The sequence below is a fragment of the Halomonas sp. QHL1 genome (genome assembly GCF_001882345.1).
Lineage (GTDB): Bacteria > Pseudomonadota > Gammaproteobacteria > Pseudomonadales > Halomonadaceae > Vreelandella.
Map to the genome: position 1 here is coordinate 1,073,458 of NZ_MINL01000001.1, position 19,439 is coordinate 1,092,896.

The following is a 19,439-nucleotide window of genomic DNA, read 5'->3' on the forward strand; positions in this document are numbered from 1 at the left end:
GCTTTATAGAAGCAAAAAAAACGCCACCCGAAGGTGGCGCTGATGGTTTTTTGAGCGACAAAGCCCAGCATGCGGGCTTCCCTGCGCTTAACTGGTTAGCGCGGCAGCTTTAAGAACCGCACGTTAGACATTTGCTGCAAAATACGTACGACTTGGCAGCTATAACCAAACTCGTTGTCGTACCACACATAGATGACCGCATGGTGACCATTGGCAATGGTGGCCTTGGCATCGACAATACCCGCATGGCGGTTGCCTACAAAGTCCGACGACACCACTTCTGCAGAGTCAACAAAATCAATTTGCTTTTGGTAGGCAGACTCAATCGACATACGACGCAAGTAATCATTTAGCGCCGAGGAGTCAGTCGTTTTATCCAGAGTCAGGTTGAGAATGGCCATGGAGACATTGGGAATTGGCACGCGGATGGCGTTGCCGGTCAGCTTACCCTCGAGCTCAGGTAGCGCTTTGGATACGGCCTTGGCAGCACCTGTCTCGGTCAAGACCATATTCAGCGCCGCGCTGCGGCCACGACGATCACCTTTATGGTAATTGTCGATCAGGTTCTGGTCATTGGTGTAGGCATGCACGGTTTCCACGTGACCATTCACCACGCCATACTCATCGTTAAGCACCTTCAATACTGGGACGATCGCATTGGTGGTACACGACGCGGCAGAGACGATGAGATCGCTGTCGCCAATGGATTCGTGGTTAATGCCATAAACGATATTTTTAATATCGCCCTTACCCGGCGCGGTCAGCAGCGCCTTGGCAGCGCCTTTACACTTCAGGTGCTGGCCCAGGCCCTCTTCATCGCGCCAGATACCGGTATTATCAACGATTACCGCGTTATCGATATCATACTCGGTGTAGTCGATATCGCTGGGCGAATCGGCGTAAATCACCTGAATAACATTGCCATTGACCGTCAGCGTACGGGCCTCTGCATCAACCATGATGGTGCCGTCAAAAGGCCCATGTACGGAGTCACGACGCAGCAGACTGGCGCGCTTTTCAAGGTCTTTAGCCACATCCCCACGGCCACGCACTACAATAGCGCGCAAACGCAGCAGGTTACCGCCACCGGCTTTCTCAATCATCACCCGTGCCAGCAAACGACCAATGCGACCGAAACCGTAGAGCACTACATCTTGTGGTTCACCAGTGCTAGCACCCGGTTGGTAGCCATCAATAATTTCGTGCAACTCTTTGCGCAGAAAGGCTTCGACATCACCACCGCCCTGATTCTTGAACATTACCGCCAGCTTGCCTACATCTACATGGGCGGGGCCAAGGTTCAAAGCAACCATGCCATTCACGATGGGGTAGGTATCCTCAACGGAGAGCTCAGTCCCTTCTAATTTGCGCACGTAGCGGTGATCTTTGAGAATTCGGATGACCGAGCGTTTGATCAGCGAACGTCCGAACATGGTGGCAACGACGTTATTCTGACGATAGAGCTGCCCTACTAACGGGATCATCTGCTCCGCCAAGGCTTCGTTGCCTTGCCATTCTTGAAAAACGTTTTCGAGCGCTTGCTGACTCACGTGCGGCCTCATCAGGTAGTAGGAACGGAAAATGCATTATCCGGGGCAAGCGCAGTGGTCGCAATGAATGGATAGTCGCACAGCATGTAGGGGTATTACAGAAATGCCGATCTCACTACAAAACGGCCTCACAAAAACGATTCAGCCGCTACCATAAGTCGCGGCACTCTAATTGAAACGGGTGATCGTGTATGATCTCCCTTCCGTTTCAGCGCAAAACGATATCTTGCTTATGCCAACATTCTCTCTGCTCGAACCGCCCCAGCCCCAAGGGACTCGCGATACGCTTTACTGGACATCGCCGCCGGGCAGCGCGACTGCGCTGGCACTCTCCCGCGTTGCCACCAAAGCCCCGCTATTGGTGATTACTCCCAATACGGCCAGCGCGCAACGCCTTGAACAAGATCTCTACTTCTATAGCGACGTACCGGTGCTGCCTTTCCCCGACTGGGAAACGCTACCCTACGACAGCTTTTCACCCCATCAGGATATTGTCTCGGCCCGGCTACGCACCCTACGCCAGTTGCAAGATGGCGTTCGCGGCATCGTGCTAGTGCCGATTAATACTCTGATGCAGCGCTTACCCCCCGTTGAGTACATCGCCGGGCGTGTAATGACGCTTAAAAGCGGCGAACGATTGAATCGCGAAGCGTTTCGTGAATCGCTCTCCCGAGCAGGCTATCGCGCTGTGGAAACCGTGTATGAGCCCGGCGAATACGCCATGCGCGGCGCGCTGATTGACCTTTTTGCGATGGGCATGGATGAGCCAATCCGAATTGACCTGTTCGATGATGAGATCGATTCGCTACGCCACTTTGACCCTGGCAGCCAGCGCTCGACCGATAAGCTTGAATCGCTAGAACTGCTCCCCGCCCACGAGTACTCGCTAAGCCGCAGCGCGATTGCCTGTTTCCGCGAGCAATTTGAGACTCTGTTCGACGTCGATCCGCGCCAGTGCCCGCTTTATAACGATGCACTGAAGGGTATCCCCTCACCGGGGCTTGAGCACTACCTGCCACTGTTTTTTGAGCAGACAGCTTCACTGTTTGACCACCTGACCGTCGATACCCGAGTAGCACTGCTGCCAGGGGTTTTTGAGGCCGCCGAGCAGCACTGGCAGTCGATCGATGCCCGCTACGTTAATTTGGGCGTTGACCCAACCCGTCCGCTACTACCTCCTCATCGGGCGTTTTTTCCGGTCAACGACGTATTCTCGGCGATCAAAGCCCGCCCGCGCATAGAGCTAACCGAGGATAGCGAGCAGCGCCATGCGCAGCAGCCTGAAGCGGCCCCGCTCCCCACGCTCTCTATCAATGCTCGCGCAAAGCAGCCATTGGCGGAAATATCAGCCTTCCTAGACTCCCACGCCCAAACCCGGGTGTTGTTTGTGGCGGAGTCGCGGGGGCGCCGGGAAGCCCTGGAAGAGATCCTGTCGCCAATTAAGCTCGCCCTTCCGCATACCGACAGCTTCCACGACTTTCTTGCTAGCGATCATACCTATGCGATTACCGAAGGCTTGGTCGACAGCGGCTTGTGGCTAAATAATCCAAGCATTGCGGTGATTAGTGAAACCGAGCTGTTTGGAGACGTGGTACGCCAGAGCCGTCGGCGCGAAAAAGCCACCGATGACAATGAACTTGCAGTACGCCACCTGTCGGAGCTACGCGAAGGCGCGCCAGTGGTTCACCAGGCCCATGGCGTGGGCCGCTATTTAGGGCTGGAAACCTTAGAAGCCGGTGGCCAGGCAAATGAGTTCCTGGCGCTTTCTTACGCCGATGGCGCCAAGCTATATGTGCCCGTCGATAGCCTGCATATGATCTCCCGTTACAGTGGTGCTGGCGACGAACTGGCCCCGTTGCACAAACTAGGCTCGGATCAGTGGGAAAAAGCCCGCCGTAAAGCCGCCGAGAAGATTCGTGATACCGCTGCAGAACTGCTGGATGTCTACGCCCGCCGGGAAGCCCAGCAAGGGGTGGTCTACGAAGCGCCAGGCGAGGAGTATCTGCGCTTTGCAGGCAACTTCCCGTTTGAAGAGACCGCCGACCAGCACGCGGCGATTGAAGCGGTCATCAGCGATATGACCTCCCCGCAGCCCATGGATCGTGTGGTATGTGGCGACGTCGGCTTCGGCAAAACCGAAGTGGCCATGCGTGCAGCGTTTCTCGCCGTGCAGTCTGGCCGCCAAGTGGTGGTATTGGTGCCCACTACGCTGCTGGCGCGACAACACTTCGAGAACTTCCGCGACCGCTTTGCCGACACCGCCGTGAATATTGGCTTGATATCCCGCTTCACTAGTGGCAAAGAGGTCACCCAGACGCTTGAGAGCATTAAGAGCGGCCAAACGGATATCGTCATCGGCACCCACAAGCTGCTCGCCAAAAGCGTTGAGCTGCCCAAAATGGGCCTGCTGATCATCGATGAGGAGCACCGTTTCGGGGTGGCACAAAAAGAGAAGCTCAAAACGCTGCGTGCCGAAGTCGATATTTTGACCCTGACCGCGACGCCTATTCCGCGCACGCTCAATATGGCCATGAGCGGCATCCGCGACCTGTCGATTATCGCCACGCCGCCCGCCCGCCGACTGTCGGTTAAAACCTTTGTCCAGCAGCACGATACCAGTATCATCAAGGAAGCCCTGTTGCGCGAGATACTGCGTGGCGGCCAGGTCTACGTGCTGCATAACGAAGTCAAAACCATTGAGAACAGTGCCGAAAAAATCCGCGAACTGATCCCCGAAGCGCGGGTAGCGGTTGCCCATGGCCAGCTCCCCGAGCGCAGCCTGGAACGCATCATGTCGGACTTCTACCATCGGCGCTTTAACGTGCTGGTTTGTTCGACCATTATTGAAACCGGCATTGATGTGCCCAGCGCCAACACCATCATTATCGAACGTGCCGATAAATTTGGCTTGGCACAGCTGCACCAACTGCGCGGCCGGGTCGGACGTAGCCACCATCAGGCGTACGCCTACCTATTAACGCCACCGCCTAAAGCGATGACCCGTGATGCCATCAAGCGTCTGGAAGCGATTAGCGCTTCGGATGATCTAGGCGCAGGCTTTACTCTGGCCAGCCACGATATGGAAATCCGTGGCGCGGGTGAACTGCTAGGGGATGAACAGAGCGGCCAGATGGAAACCATCGGCTACACGCTCTATATGGAGATGCTGGATCGAGCGGTAAAAGCCATTCGTGCAGGCAAAACACCCAATATCGATGCGCCCTTCAATACCGGCGTGGAAATCAACCTCAACCTGCCCGCGCTGATTCCAAGTGATTATATTCACGATGTGCAGCAGCGCCTGGTCATGTATAAGCGGATTGCCAACACGCAAAGCGATAACGAGCTTAAAGAGCTTCAGGTGGAGTTAATTGACCGTTATGGCCTGCTACCCAACCCGCTGAAGAGCCTTATTCGCCAGACCAAGCTTCGCCACCGTGCAGAGCAGTTAGGCATCAGCAAGATCGAGGCTGGCGAGAGCCGCGGCAGAGTGCTGTTTGATAGCAGCACCCAGGTGGATCCCTTAACGCTGGTGACGCTCATTCAGACCTCTCCAAAGCACTACCGACTAGACGGTTCTGACACCTTACGATTTGAATTACCAATGGAAAGTGTCGACAAGCGCTTCCAGCAGCTTGAAAACCTACTCAGCACCCTTAATCAAAAAGTAGCGGCGGCGTGAAGCTTGGGGCAAACTTGCCAGTAGCCATGGCCAAGTTGACCAACAGTCGTTGATTGACCTTAATGGCCCAGCAACGCGCATCAGCAGTGAATTAACATATTAGGAACGACCATGAACATTCGCGATACCTTTACCCACTGGGGCCCTACCAGTTTGGCCGTGCTACTCGCCGCTAGCCTGGTGAGCCCCGCTTTTGCGCAACCGGCTGACGAGCAAGCAGACAACTCAGCCCAAGAGCAAGTGCAAGAACTGCAGGCGCAGGAACAAGTTGAAGAACCGGCCCAAGAGCAAGCACAGGAAATCAGCATTGACGCGGTGGACAGTGCCGCCCAAGTTGCTGACCAGGACGAGCTGCCGCGCGGCCACTTCCGCCTACCTGAAAATGGCGATGTCATTGGGGAGCGCTATACCGTCGTTGTCGAAGACCCCAAGCAGACGCTGATCGATATCGCCCGGCGTCACAACATTGGCTATGAAGAGATTCGCATGGCCAACCCGGATGTCAGTCTCTGGGTACCCGGCGTTGGAACCGAGGTGGTGATCCCCACTCAGTACATTCTGCCACCTGCGCCGCGGGAAGGCGTTGTCATTAACCTGTCTGAGCTGCGCCTCTACTACTACCCTGCCGATAAGCCCGGCATTGTCGAAACTTACCCAGTCAGCGTAGGGCGTGAAGAGTTCGCTACCCCCGTGGGCATTACCCGCACTACGATTAAGGTTAAGGACCCCGCCTGGGCGCCACCGGCATCCATGCGTCGCGAAGCAGCCGAACGCGGCGAACCAGCGCCTTCCGTGGTGCCGCCCGGCCCTGACAACCCCTTGGGCGAGCATGCAATCCTGCTGGCGATGCCGAGCTACCTGATTCACGGCACCAACCGTCCTGATGGCGTGGGCATGCGCGTTAGCCGCGGCTGTATCCGGATGTACCCGGAAGATATCGAATCGCTCTACGAGCGCTTGCCTAGCGGCACCCAGGTCAACCTAATGGATGCGCCATTCAAAGCAGGCTTTGCAGCCGACGGCACGCTGTTTGTACAGTCGTTTCCACAACTGGAAGAGAACGTGGAAGGCTTTGAGCCGCTGCTCAACGCCCTGGAGCGGGTTACTGAGCTAACTGACAATGACGCTGAAATAGATGCTGAACGGATTCAGCGCGCCGTAGAAGCCCCAGACGGCCAATTTATCGCCCTCTTTGGCCCTCAGGCACCTGAACCAGAGCCAGAACCAGAACCTGTTGAGCTGATTGACGAACTCAAGCTCAGCGCCGCCACTGACGGCGATAAAGACGCTTAACCAACCACCTAGCAACAAAAAACCCCGCCTTGGCGGGGTTTTTTGCGTAGCTAGTATCAAAACCTGCTGGTCTGACGCCTTAACTTACGACGTCTTGCTTTCAGTGTATTAACTAACTACAGCTTTCTTCCAGCAGCTGCTGAGAAAGTCAGCTGACTCCCTCAGCAGCCCAAGCAGAATTACTTCTGCATGGAACGCTGGAACATACGGTTCATTTCTTCACGGTTCTGCTCAGACATCTGCAGAGCAGCCTGCGCGTCGCGCTGGGCTTGGTTTGCAGTGTTCATAGCTTGTGAAGCCATGCTGCGTGCTTCTGCAGCGTCAGCCTGTGCAGATTCTGCAGTCATGCGAACTTCTTCCAGCGCGCCGGTAGAAGCACAACCTGCAAGAATTGCCAGAGAAGCGGCAGCAGCAGTCATCTTCAGAGTAGTTTTCAGAGTCATAATGTTCTCCTTGAGTCGTCCTTGGGTACTACGTTAAGGGTATGACAAAAATAAGACCAGTCACTTAAATTAGAATAAGTTCTTAGCTCAAATTTGTCTACCTGCGGTGCAGGTTCTTTTCAGTGACTTGTGCTGCGAAGCACGCAAGTCAAACGCTGTTTTATAATAGACCACAGCGGTTGTCTATAGCCACTTGTTTAAAACCTCGAACTTCCATCAACGGCAGTAGCTTAACGGATCACTACCCGAGTGCCAACACCCACTAGCGCTGCCAAGCGATCGATTTGCTCATTGGTAACGGCAACACACCCCTGAGTCCAGTGATAGCGCCCATGAATATCGGGGTCTGCGCTTCCAAGGCCATGAATTCCAATCGCCCCACCTAGCGCGGTGTTTTGCGGTGGTTTGCCGTAACGTCGATAGTAGTTGAAGTAATCATCATAATCAGCTTGGGAATAAATACCTTTTTCCAGCGCCATTCTAGCGTGCACTGGAGTTGGGTAATCAATACCAATGAAGGTACGCCACTGGCTTTCATAATTAAAACGGTTGATATGAAATTCGCCCATGGGGGTCACATTATCACCGCGAACCCGTTGGGTTTTAGCCCCAGCACGGCCAAGTGATATGGGCGCAAATCGCTCCAGCAGCGCGTTACCACGAAACACGCTGAGGGTGGCTTCTTTATCGTCCACCAGAACCCATAGTTCGTTGCTATGACGCGGCACATGGGCACGACTCAGCATCGTTTCTACAAGATCGCTGGCGCTGCCCTGGCTGGGCGCAGTGACAGCAGCGCTGGCCACGGCTGGTAAGCTCAACACCATGGCTAAAAATCGACGGCGATTAACTAAAAACATGACAGCTCTCGAAACAAGTTAGCCCGTGATTGACCGACTGGGCGCATCTGGTGGCTGTTATACCTTATTCCCAGTTTCGCCGTTAGTAATTTCGTCATGTGCAAGGCTGAAACTCCCAAGAGCGGCGACCAATAATCCACTGATAAAGACTCCATCAAACGCCCTGCAACTCTTCCATGCTCGCCATTATATGACGTATCTCGGAATTATGACCTTGAGCCAGGGCGTTGAAAAACTCCTCTTCAGGCTCAATTTTCGCTCGCGCAGCACGATGTTCGTAGAGCGCCTGAAGACGCTGATGCGCCGATGTGGCAGTTCTCATCGCATCGTCTATCGAGCCAGCGATCGTTTGTTCCGCCAAACGATCCAATTCAGGCGGCTGTGGGAAATCGCTCGAATCATCGAACCATAACTCCAGTACCTCTGAATGATCAGAGCCATCTTGGAAAAGGTCTTCAAGGCCCGTTTTCATTTTCAGCTCGCGGCTGGCCAAGTAATTAAACGCCATCTCTAAGCGCTCATTATCCGCTTTTTCGGCGGCTTCGCTGTACTGCCGCGCCATCCTGGCATGAAAATCCGTGGCCCATTCGATTAAATCTTTCACCTGGTTATAGCGCATCATAATCTCCTTTCATGACGACTTGAGCGATGCATAGCAATAAAAACACTACCACTCCAGGCTGGTTTCACGCAGCGCGCCTATTTCACGCTTGGCCGCCTGAAGATTATCCAGTAGCTGCTGGCGCAAACCGGTTTGATTGCCCACGGCAATCATAGCGGGGTTGTGAGTAGCGCGCCGCGATGCACCGTCGTCACTATGCAGGCGCTCAAGTTGAAACTCCAACCAGTTCAGCCAGCTTTCCGGCTGGGCTTTTAAGTCGCGCAAACGCTGCAGCTCGGCCAGGGCCGGACCATCTTGGGCCAGCAATACATTCCAGCGGTGCTCCGATAAACGCGCGTGCTCGGTCACTTCGCGCAGCAGCGACTCAAGTGCCAACTCAAACAGCGCCAGCGCACTCTCCTCCAGCGCCATCTGCCGCGCTGTGGCATGCTCATCATTCCCCGGGGGCAAGGTGGCTAACAGCTCCGCCTGGTAGAGCAACTGGTTGGTTCGTGACGGTGCATTCACTTACGCTTGTCCTCCACGTGCCATTTACCGGCATCAAACATGGCCTTCCAGCCGGTGGCCTTGCCTTCTTCGTCAGTCATCACGTACTGCTCTTTACTCTTACGCGAGTAACGGATTTGCGCTGGGCGGCCATCCGGATCTTCGCTGGGCGCCTTGAGAATAAAGTGATATTTCTCGGGCAGCTCATCAGCATGCGCTTTCAGCTCTTTCACCAGCGGCGGTCGCGTTTCACGATTTTTTGGAAATTTGCTAGCGGCCAAAAACAGCCCACTCGCCCCATCACGCAGCACGTAGTGGTCGTCAACTTTTTGACAGGCCAGCTCCGGCATTGGGATTGGATCCATTTTAGGTGGCGCCACTTCGCCACTTTTCAACAGCTTCCGGGTGTTTTTACACTCACTATTGGTACAGCCAAAATACTTGCCAAAGCGGCCTGACTTCAACTGCATCTCAGAGCCACACTTGTCGCATTCGATGATCGGGCCGTCGTAGCCCTTGATCTTGAATTTGCCACTTTCCACTTCGTGGCCGTCACAGTCGGGGCTGTTACCACAGATGTGCAGCTTACGCGTTTCGTCGATCAGGTAGTTGTCCATCGCCGTGCCACACTTGGGGCAGCGACGCTTGGCACGCAATGCATTGGTTTCAGCCTCTTCGCCCGCGTCTTCGGCTACCGCCTCTTCACCGGGAATCAGATCAATGGTGGTTTTGCAGCGCTCTTTAGGCGGTAAATTGTAGCCACTACAGCCCAGGAAAACCCCCGTGGAAGCGGTCCGAATCTGCATATGACGGCCACAGCTTGGGCAGTCGATATCCGTCGGCACTGGCTGATTGGGGCGCATGCCATCTTCACTCTCCGCCTTGACCAGCTCTTCACGGAACTCGCCGTAGAAGGCATCCAGCAGCGCCTGCCAGTTGCGTTCGCCTTCGGCGACTTCGTCCAGGCTATCTTCCATGCGGGCGGTGAACGAAAAGTCCATCAAATCAGGGAAGGACTCTTTCAAACGCTCGGTGACGATGTCGCCTAGCTTTTCAGCGTAGAAGCGGCGGTTTTCCAGTTTCACATAGCCGCGATCTTGAATCGTCGAGATGATTGAGGCGTAGGTGGAAGGCCGACCAATGCCCTGCTTCTCAAGCTCTTTGACCAGACTTGCTTCGGTGTAGCGTGGCGCGGGCTTGGTAAAGTGCTGCTGAGGATCAAGCGCCTCCAATGCCATAGGCGTGCCTTTTGGCAAGTCAGGCAAGGTCTGATCTTCATTTTTACCGCTAGGCTTCATCACCCGGGTATAACCATCAAACTTCAGCACACGGCCTTTGGCACGTAGCTCGTAGCCATCGACTTCCACACTCAGAGTGCTTGAAAGGTACTCTGCTGGGGTCATTTGGCAGGCCACAAATTGACGCCAGATCAGTTCATATAGACGCTCAGCATCCCGCTCCATACCAGCCAGATCGGACGCCTTGCGCTCTACACTGGAGGGGCGAATCGCCTCGTGGGCCTCTTGGGCACTCTCTTTGCTGCTGTAACGATTCGGTGCTTCTGGCAGGTAGCGTTCGCCGAACTCTTCACCGATATAGCTACGTACACCCTCAACCGCATCTTTCGACAAGTTGGTAGAATCGGTGCGCATATAGGTGATGTAACCCGCCTCATAGAGGCGCTGGGCCATGGTCATGGTTTTCTTAACAGAAAAACCTAACCGGCCACTCGCCGCTTGCTGCAGCGTAGAGGTAATAAAGGGTGCCGTGGGCTTTGAACTGGTGGGCTTATCTTCCCGAGAGGTAATCGCCAGCTTGGCTTTTCTAAGCTGCTCAATGCGCACCAGGGTGTCTTTTTCAGACGTGGGCTTAAAGGCTTTGCCATCCTGACGAACCAGGGCAAAACGCACCAGCTCACCCTCGGGGGAGGCTAAATCCGCATGCACATCCCAGAACTCTTCAGGAATAAAGGCGCGTATTTCTCGCTCGCGCTCGACAATCAGGCGTACCGCGACTGACTGTACGCGGCCAGCCGACAGCCCGCGCGCCACTTTCGCCCACAGTAGAGGGGAAAGCATAAAGCCCACCACACGGTCCAGGAAGCGCCTTGCCTGCTGCGCTTCTACCCGAGGTATATTAAGCGCGCCAGGCGCCTTGAACGCGTCCTGAATCGCGTTTTTGGTGATTTCGTTGAATACTACGCGCTTGTAGCGGCTGTCATCGCCACCGATGGTCTCGCGCAGGTGCCACGCAATGGCTTCCCCTTCGCGGTCCAAATCCGTTGCGAGATAGACAGCGTCAGCTTTCTCAGCCAGCTTCTTTAATTCGGCAACGACCTTCTCTTTTCCGGGCAGCACCTCATAGCGGGCTTCCCAGCCGTTGTTGGGGTCAATCCCCATCCGCCGAATTAGCTGATCTTGGCTTTTGCGCTTTTTATACTCCACCTTCTCTTCCGCCGACATCTTGCGTGTCGCTGCGGCCTGGCGCGCGCGCTCCTTGGGGTCGGAGGCTGCCTTACCTGAGCCGCTGGTCGGCAGGTCACGAATGTGACCCACGCTCGACTTCACGATGAAATCGTTGCCGAGATATTTGTTAATCGTCTTCGCTTTAGCTGGCGACTCGACGATGACCAGTGACTTGCCCATAGTGCTCCACTTTCCTAATGCACGGGCTGTCCAGCGCGTGCTCTGAATTCGGTGCCGTATCGCCGGGATGAAACCGCCCGTTAAAAAAGATACGGATGAAAAAATGCGCCTACCCTACCCCAGCCCTTAGCTAAGCGCCAGTGGCAACCAAGTCGTAGGGAGAATCCGTAGATTTCAGACAACCAAGGTTATATTTCAGATAAATAGTAGCTAGACACTAGACTGCCACCGGCATTACAGCAACCCAAAAGGCATTAAGACAAACAAAGCGCCCCCACCAAATAGGCGGGGGCGCGGTCAGCTAAGGCACTGTTCTAGCGTTTAGGCGGCGTCTTTTTGCGCTTGGAAGTGTTAGCGGGTTTAGCCGCTGGCTCACTGGCCGGTTCGTTAGCCGCAGCCGGTTTTGCCGCCGACTCCTCGGCCATGGGCTTATCCTTGGCCGCTGGTGCAGCCTTCACAGCTTGCGTCTCGGACGGCTTAGCCGTGACAGCCTTTGGCTTTGCAGGGCTAGCTTCTTCAGGGGCCTTGGCTTGAGCAGGCACCGCTTCAACACTTGACGCTGATTTCTTCGCAGCAGCAGGCTTGGCCTTCGCAACCGATTCTTTGGCTGCCGGTTTGCTCGCTGCCGGCTTGTTCGGCCTTGCTTTATCAAACAGTGCTTTAATCTGATTAAAGCGGTCAGCAGTATGCTCTGACAGGTCGCCGCTAGCAGCGAACACGTGCTCAAGGTGGCTTATATAGCCATCAATATCGTCATTACTGCTACCTGTGAGCAAATCAGGCAATGAGTTCAACGCCAGCTCGCGATCCAGCTTCAAGATAAAGAACTGCTCGCGCACAAGGCGTTTAAATTCACTCAGCTTGATGCCGGGCTCCAGCTCCGCGCGTGAGGCGCGTAGCCGCTTAAAGTTACGCTCATCCGTGGCTGGGGCGCCACCGAGCACGTAGATAAGCGAACGCATAACCGCTTCATGGGCACCACCCTGAGCAATTTTCTTGCGCAGCTCTTCCTGGCGCTGTTCAACAAAGCGGCGGTGCTCGGGCTCAGCCCCTGGACGGCGGCGATGCACATGGGCATCTCCATAAAGGCCAACCGCGGCTTGTAACAGTGGCTGCCCGTAGATCTCCATGAACATTTTTTCTGTACTGCTATCGCGTAAATCGCGCATCGCGTTGAGACTCGCGACCAGTTGATCCGACCCCATCGTTTCAAACGCTTTAAACAGGTTGTCGTGTGACACTGGGTGACGATTTTTACGCACTGCTTCCGCCATCACGGGGAGCGGCACTGAAAGCGGGTTGCGGTCAGAAAGCAGTTTGTAGCCCAAACGGATCGGATGCATACGCCGAATAAAGCGGGCAGACTCCGGCGTCATGATGGCTTTTATCCAGGGCTGCACAAAGAGCCTATACAACCCCAAATTGATTTCTGATATCCGCGCCACTGTGGCAAAGCGACGATCATCTTCAGGCTTGTGCATCACTGCCTGATCTAACTCTTCAAAGTTACGCGGCATAAATTCGAGCAGGTAGTCACGCTCAAACAGCTCAGCATCTTCGCCTTTTTCGGCCGGGGATATGGCGGTTTCATAGAGCCCTGGCGGCAATACGTCGATGTAATCCATATTGGCTGTGAATTCGGTATGCTCTTTTCGCGACACGCTGCCAGAAACAAAAATACCTAGGTGGCCGGTAGTATCGTGCTGGCAATAAACGATAGTTTGCTCGTTCGCGATGATGTCATCTGTGTTTTCATATAGATCACGAATCCAGCCCAATGCTTGAGGCGGCGGCGTAATATCGTCCCCTCGCGAGCAGAACACTACTATTGGCGAGCGCACATTGCGCAGGTCGATTCGGCGCCCATCATGGGTTACCAGTTGCGCGGTAGAGAGTCGATTGCCAACAAACAGGTTATCGACAATATACTGAATCTCATCACCGCCCAATACGACGTGCCCCCCCCACCAGCGTTCAAAATCGAGGTATCGGCCCGCTTCCGTATCGATGTTGTCGTAAAGGTGATACTGCTTTTTCCAGTAGGTATTAGCCGGATTGAGGCGCTCAAAGTTCTGCACCAGCCACGCCCCGTCAAATAGGCCATCGCCAATATCGCTAGTAAGCGCCGTAATCCAGCTGCCCCCCGCCATACCGCCGGTGTAACGCATCGGGGCTTTGCCGTGCTCACCTGCCCAGTAAGAGAGCGGCGCACCGGCAATCAGGATTGGCCCAAAAACATCCGGCTCTAAGGCAGCCGCCATCATGATTTGCCAGCCCGCCTGGCAATTGCCTACAACCATCGGCTTTTCGGTGGTTTCGGGATGAAGCTCAATCACATGACGAAGGAACGCAACTTCCGACTCAACCACATCCTCGACGGTTTGACCCGGTTCAGGGAACGGCAAAAAACCAATAAAATAGCAAGGGTGCCCCGCTTTAAGCGCTACGCCCAACTCACTGTCCGGCTTAAACCCACCGATCCCTGGCCCATGTCCCGCACGCGGGTCTACCACTACAAAAGGGCGCATTTCTGGGTCAGTTTCCGTCCCTTCGTGGGGCAGCACGCGCAGCAACTCATAGTTGGTTGGCCGCGGTAGCGTCCGCCCATCCATCATTACTTCGGTTTCAAACCCCAATACGCTGGGCTTTGTTTGCTCCATGTGCTCAAGGTACTGATTACCACGTTCGCGCATAACGTCTAGATAAAGAACGCTGCGCTCCATGCTATCGCGCCAGTAATCAAAGGCGGCACGCCCATACCCGAACGGGTCGATAAATGAAGCGATCGCCTCGCTGCCTGGCACACTTGAGGAACCACTTTGTTGCTTTAGCCATGCGCCGATAAAAGCGTTGGCAGGAAACAAAGGATTGGCGAGGGGGTTGGCAAGAAAGTTCATAGGGTCTCCCATAGGGTTGATGCACAGGCATCAGACCCGAAAGCAATGATGCTGCAATGCAATATAGTTTAGGACACTACGTCCGCGGCGTCGATCTTTAACCCTGATAATTACGCCTTATGCGACTAATTACCTCCTGTTTAGGCAGTGTCTAAGATTCAGTGTTAGCATGCTTTGCCCTGGCGATGAAGCCTGATTTTGGTATTAATCCTTACGGTACAAGGGTGTCCACTACGAGGTTGCTATGTCATCCCCTAATCTGCTCAATCGCCTTACATTTCGGCAACTACAGGTCTTTCAGGCGGTGCATCGGCAGCGGTCTTACTCCCGAGCGGCAGAGCAGCTGGGGCTTACCCAGCCCGCGGTGAGCGCACAAATACGCCAGCTTGAGTTGGCACTAGGGCAGCCACTGTTTAGATACACAAGCAAAACGCTCCACACCCTTCCCGCCGCCGACACCCTTGCCCACTCGACGCGAGAAATTTTTTGGCCAGCTTTCACGGCTGGAAATGAATCTATCGGATATTAACGGCAAAATAAGCGGCGAACTTAGTATAGCGGCGGTTTCCTCAGCCCAATATGTAGTGCCCTACTTGCTTGCCCGTTTCCGTGCTAACTACCCTGAAGTGCACGTGCGCCTTAAGGTATGCAACCGCCGCCAAGCTCTTGAACGGTTGGCCGAACAGCAAGACGATCTGGTTATTATGGCGATGGTGCCTGAAGATGACCGTCTGGTGGCAATGCCGATTATTGATAACGAACTGATTGCCGTTGTCTGGCCTGAGCATCCGCTGCTTTTAATGCCGCAACCCTCATTAGCAGACTTTGCTCGCCACTACGTACTTATGCGCGAACCCGGCTCTGGCGTACGTAACGCCTTTGAGCAAATGGCCGCCAATCAGCAGGTTGCTCTTCCCCACTGTATTGAACTAGGGACCAATGAGGCGATTAAAGGCGGTGTAATGGCTCATTTGGGTGTCGCGGTACTTCCGCGATTGGCGGTGCAGCTAGAGCTGGAACAGGGGTTACTTTTTGAGCTGGGGCTGCCTGACTTCCCCATCCACCGCTCTTGGTGCACGGTTTATACCCGTGAGCGCTTACCCACCCCGGTCGCCGAGCTCTTTTTGAGCTTTATTCGTGAGCACTTACCCGACTATCGTCGCCATTTTCAAGCTCCCTCCAGCCCCTTGCCCAGCCACGGTGTAGCCTGTTTACCGATACTTTCACCCTGAAGGCGAGTAGTGGCTTACGGTGTCTTGTTAATAGCGAGATATGTTACATTAGCCGTAACTAGCACGATAAAATATCGCGCGTACTTCGTATTAATTAGCTTTCAATTGGCAGGCTTTGAACGGGTTTAAACCCTTTTATGCCTTCGGCCTACCGCACAGAAGAGAGGCTCTGTCCCTATGAGCAATAACCCCTCGCAGCGCGTGTCCAGCGGTGAAAAATACCGTAACGAGCATGGCATGTCGGTGATCAAGGATGGCATGAAGCAGCGCAAAGCGCAGCCAGAGGCCCCTTCTGTTGAGCTTGAGCGAAAACCCAAGTGGTTGCGAGCACAGATCCCCGGCGGTGAACGTTTTGAGGCGGTCAAGAAAAACGTTGCCACCCATCGACTAAGCACCGTTTGTGCCGAATCCCACTGCCCCAATATGGGCGAGTGCTGGAGCAACGGTACAGCCACTATCATGCTAATGGGCTCGGTATGCACCCGCGCCTGTCGATTCTGCGCGGTAGACACCGGTAATCCCCAAGGCTGGCTTGACCACGAAGAGCCCGAAAACACAGCCAAATCCGTAGAGCTTATGGGGCTGCGTTATATCGTACTGACCTCAGTCGACCGTGACGACCTTGACGATGGTGGCGCAACCCACTATGCCAACTGCATTCGCGCGATCAAAGCACGCACGCCCGAAGTGGTAGTGGAAGCTTTGACGCCCGACTTCGACGGCGAGCTTGCCGCTATCGAACGCGTCGTTGACTCTGGTCTACAAGTATTTGCCCAGAACGTGGAAACCGTTGAGCGGCTGACAGGCCGCGTGCGAGACCGTCGGGCAGGTTACCGTAAAACCCTTGATGTCCTCGCCCATGCCAAGCGCTACCGCCCAGATATCATCACCAAAACCAGCCTAATGCTGGGCTTGGGTGAAACCGACGAAGAGATTTTGCAAACGTTTGACGATCTACGTGAGATTGGCGTCGATATTGTCACTCTTGGCCAATACCTACGCCCCACCAAAAATCACCTGTCGGTGGAGCGCTGGGTAACGCCTGAAGAGTTTGATCGCTACCGCGTGATTGGCCTGGAAAAAGGCTTTATGGAAGTACCGTCTGGACCGCTGGTGCGTTCAAGCTACCGCGCCGATCGCGTGTTTGAGAAAAACAATCTGGGGCTCGCCTCACCTGCCGCTATTCCCGGCCAGGAACAGGAAGCAAACCCCAATATTATTCCAGCGTTCAACGTTGGATAAGCCTAAATCAATCGCTATACGGGGCTTACTGCTACTGAGCTGGATTTAGGCCCCGCTTTATGAGTCCCGTTTTGAACCACTTTTTTAAAAAACAATGGCCCAGTCTTTACAGTGGCGATTGATCAACACTAACCAATTCACGATTTAGCCGTTTGGCCAGCGCCTCGGCCAACTGCTCACCTACTCGATGCTCGCTTGGCAACGCCACCAATTCAGCCAGCTTCACCATGGGCATACCCGCATAGCCGCAGGGGTTAATGCGCAAAAAAGGCGCTAAGTCACCATCTACATTTAACGCCACGCCGTGAAAGCTTGCCCCGCGCCGAATACGTAAGCCGAGTGAAGCAATTTTCGCCTCACCCGCTTCTGTCATCACATAAACACCGGGGGCATCGGGCCGTGCTCGGGCGCTTACACCGTAGCTGCTCAAAACGTCAATCACAGCATTTTCCAATGCAGTGACTAAATCGCGCACGCCAATTTTGCTCCGCCGCACATCCAGCAGCGGGTACAGCACCACCTGCCCCGGCCCGTGGTAGGTGACCTGGCCGCCCCGATCAACGTGCACCACAGGGATATCACCGGGCAGTAACAGATGCTCAGGTTTGCCAGCCTGGCCTTGGGTAAACACCGGATCATGCTCGACCAACCAAAACTGATCTGGGGTTTGCGCATCCCGCGTATCGGTCAGGGCGCGCATGGCCTCCCAAACCGGCAGGTAGGCTTGATGCCCCAAATCGTGCAACTCAATCGGCACGGCATTATCCACGATTACACCACCATATGCACACGGCCGGTGGCCTTGAGATCCTCAAACAGCTCTTTAATGTGCTGCTCTCCGGTCGCCCTAATTACCACACGAACCGATTGAAAACGACCATTGCGGCTGTCGACCACCTGCATTGCCGTCGCATCAAAATCGGGGGCATGGCGTACGATCACCTGGCACACACAGGCTGGAAAGTCCTCGGCGGCATCACCGACGACTTTTAACGAGTAATCACAGGGAAAGGTGATTTTAGGCGGCTCTTGAACCGCCGGTTGGCGTAAATCACGCAACCCCTGAGGAGCATCTTTTTTCATATCAAACCTATCTCGCAAAGACTGTATTTTCACAAGGACTGATTTTCACAAAGACTAGGTTCATTACAGATATACGATAGAGCCAATCAACCTAGCGGTCGTAAGGTTATAATCAATCCGTAAAATTACCAATCAGATTACTAAAGAAGCGCTGCACCTGATCGAACAAGCGCTTAAAGAGACCACCCTCTTCGATGTTTTCCAGCGCCACTAGGCGACGTTCACCGACCACTTCGTCACCCAAATGAACTTCCAGCGTACCGACCTCGTCGCCAATGGCAATCGGAGCCTGAAGGTCTGGGTTGAGGTTTAGCCGTGCGCGCAGCTCTTCGTTGCGGTTGCGCGGCAGTGTCATAAAGACCTCTTCATCAACACCAACGCGTAGCTCATTGATATCGCCACCCCATACCCGCGGGGTCGCCAGCACGGCACCACGCTCGTAGAGCTTCATGGTCTCAAAAAAGCGGAAACCGTAGCTGAGCAGCTTTTGAGTTTCCTGCGCGCGTGCTTCGTCAGAAGTGGTGCCCATCACCACTGAAATCAAGCGCATATCGTCACGCTTTGCCGATGACACCAGGCAGAAGCCTGCTTCTGTTGTCCAGCCAGTTTTAAGACCATCTACAGACGGGTCGCGCCAAAGTAGACGGTTACGGTTGGGTTGATCAATGCCGCCAAAAGAGAAAGTGCGCTGCGAGTAAATTTCGTAGTGATCTGGGTAATCATTAATGATGTGCTGCGATAAAAGCGCCATATCATGGGCAGTTGAGTAGTGATTCTCGCCCGGCAAACCAGTGGCATTCTGGAAGTTGGTATTATTCATACCCAACCGAGTGGCATGCTGATTCATCAGATCTGCAAACGGCGTTTCACCACCGGCTAAATGCTCTGCCATGGCAACACTGGCATCGTTACCCGAAACAATAATGATGCCGTGGAGAAGGTCATCTACCGATACTTGATCACCCACCTCAATAAACATTTTCGAGCCGCCGGTACGCCAAGCCTTCTCGCTAATGTTAATCATATCGGTCAGATTGATAGTACCGCGATCCAGCTCACGCTCTACCAAATAGGCGGTCATTAGCTTGGTCAAGCTCGCCGGTGGCAGGCGCTCATCGGAGTTATGCTCCGCCAGTATACGTCCACTGTTAGCATCCATGAGTATCCACGAACTTGCCGCTAACTGGGGGGCTGAAGGGATAATGGTCTGCGGCTGCGGAATCACCTGGGCTGCCGCAGGTACGGCAACTGTGGCCATGGCAGCAAAGAGGCACAGCCGTGCAGAGCGACCAATGGATGTAAACACGTTCATACGATTGTCTCACTTAACTTGAAAGCTTACCTGCAAAGCTTACTTGCAAGGCTTATTTGTAAAATACGGCGGCGCGTAAGACGCGCCACAAG

The 19,439-nt window shown here is 54.4% G+C and carries 13 protein-coding genes and 1 pseudogene; 4 read left to right on the top strand and 10 right to left on the bottom strand.

All coding sequences use genetic code 11. The annotated features are described in order from the left end of the window. Positions 1-95: 95 nt before the first annotated feature. Positions 96-1,550 (bottom strand): glyceraldehyde-3-phosphate dehydrogenase, encoded by a 1,455-nt coding sequence (locus tag QHL1GM_RS04895; protein ID WP_071693465.1) that lies wholly within the window; start codon positions 1,548-1,550, stop codon positions 96-98. A gap of 232 nt (positions 1,551-1,782) precedes the next feature. Here QHL1GM_RS04895 and mfd point away from each other — a divergent pair, with 232 nt between their 5' ends. Both mfd and QHL1GM_RS04905 read left to right on the top strand, forming a co-directional pair. Beyond that, a complete protein-coding gene (gene mfd, locus QHL1GM_RS04900) occupies positions 1,783-5,232 on the top strand; it encodes a transcription-repair coupling factor (RefSeq protein ID WP_175540351.1) in 3,450 nt (1,149 codons plus the stop codon). Between the two features lie 111 nt (positions 5,233-5,343). Then, positions 5,344-6,525, top strand: a complete 1,182-nt coding sequence (locus tag QHL1GM_RS04905) for a L,D-transpeptidase family protein (protein WP_071693466.1) — start codon at positions 5,344-5,346, stop codon at positions 6,523-6,525. 179 nt (positions 6,526-6,704) lie between these two features. Here the strand turns inward: QHL1GM_RS04905 and QHL1GM_RS04910 are convergent, their stop codons facing one another. The 6 genes from QHL1GM_RS04910 to QHL1GM_RS04935 form a co-directional block, all read right to left on the bottom strand. Next, positions 6,705-6,968, bottom strand: coding sequence for an Lpp/OprI family alanine-zipper lipoprotein (locus tag QHL1GM_RS04910; protein ID WP_008956598.1), 264 nt, complete (start codon positions 6,966-6,968; stop codon positions 6,705-6,707). A gap of 230 nt (positions 6,969-7,198) precedes the next feature. After that, complete coding sequence (locus QHL1GM_RS04915; protein WP_071693467.1) at positions 7,199-7,828, bottom strand: murein L,D-transpeptidase family protein; 630 nt, start codon at positions 7,826-7,828, stop codon at positions 7,199-7,201. Between the two features lie 154 nt (positions 7,829-7,982). Continuing rightward, the gene (locus tag QHL1GM_RS04920; protein ID WP_071693468.1) at positions 7,983-8,447 is read right to left on the bottom strand and encodes a hypothetical protein; all 465 of its coding nucleotides are present in this window, start codon (positions 8,445-8,447) and stop codon (positions 7,983-7,985) included. Positions 8,448-8,495: 48 nt separating this feature from the next. Then, the gene (locus QHL1GM_RS04925; protein WP_071693469.1) at positions 8,496-8,957 is read right to left on the bottom strand and encodes a DUF6586 family protein; all 462 of its coding nucleotides are present in this window, start codon (positions 8,955-8,957) and stop codon (positions 8,496-8,498) included. After that, positions 8,954-11,581: a type I DNA topoisomerase gene (topA, locus tag QHL1GM_RS04930; protein WP_071693470.1), complete on the bottom strand. Its 2,628-nt coding sequence runs from the start codon at positions 11,579-11,581 to the stop codon at positions 8,954-8,956. Before topA ends, QHL1GM_RS04925 begins: the two co-directional genes overlap by 4 nt. Positions 11,582-11,895: 314 nt before the next feature. After that, positions 11,896-14,478 carry a DUF3141 domain-containing protein gene (locus QHL1GM_RS04935; RefSeq protein ID WP_071693471.1) on the bottom strand — a complete coding sequence of 861 codons (2,583 nt, stop codon included), beginning with the start codon at positions 14,476-14,478 and terminating at the stop codon, positions 11,896-11,898. A gap of 244 nt (positions 14,479-14,722) precedes the next feature. Here QHL1GM_RS04935 and QHL1GM_RS04940 point away from each other — a divergent pair. Next, positions 14,723-15,710, top strand: a pseudogene (locus QHL1GM_RS04940) (LysR family transcriptional regulator). A gap of 177 nt (positions 15,711-15,887) precedes the next feature. Next, entirely contained in the window at positions 15,888-16,952 is a 1,065-nt protein-coding gene (gene lipA, locus QHL1GM_RS04945) for a lipoyl synthase (RefSeq protein WP_071693472.1), read from the top strand. Positions 16,953-17,058: 106 nt separating this feature from the next. Here the strand turns inward: lipA and lipB are convergent, their stop codons facing one another. The 3 genes from lipB to QHL1GM_RS04960 all read right to left on the bottom strand — a co-directional run bounded on the left by lipB (position 17,059) and on the right by QHL1GM_RS04960 (position 19,347). Next, a complete protein-coding gene (gene lipB, locus QHL1GM_RS04950) occupies positions 17,059-17,721 on the bottom strand; it encodes a lipoyl(octanoyl) transferase LipB (RefSeq protein WP_071693473.1) in 663 nt (220 codons plus the stop codon). Positions 17,722-17,723: 2 nt separating this feature from the next. Beyond that, a complete protein-coding gene (locus QHL1GM_RS04955) occupies positions 17,724-18,035 on the bottom strand; it encodes a YbeD family protein (RefSeq protein ID WP_071693474.1) in 312 nt (103 codons plus the stop codon). A gap of 112 nt (positions 18,036-18,147) precedes the next feature. After that, positions 18,148-19,347, bottom strand: a complete 1,200-nt coding sequence (locus QHL1GM_RS04960; protein ID WP_071693475.1) for a D-alanyl-D-alanine carboxypeptidase family protein — start codon at positions 19,345-19,347, stop codon at positions 18,148-18,150. Positions 19,348-19,439 lie beyond the last annotated feature (92 nt).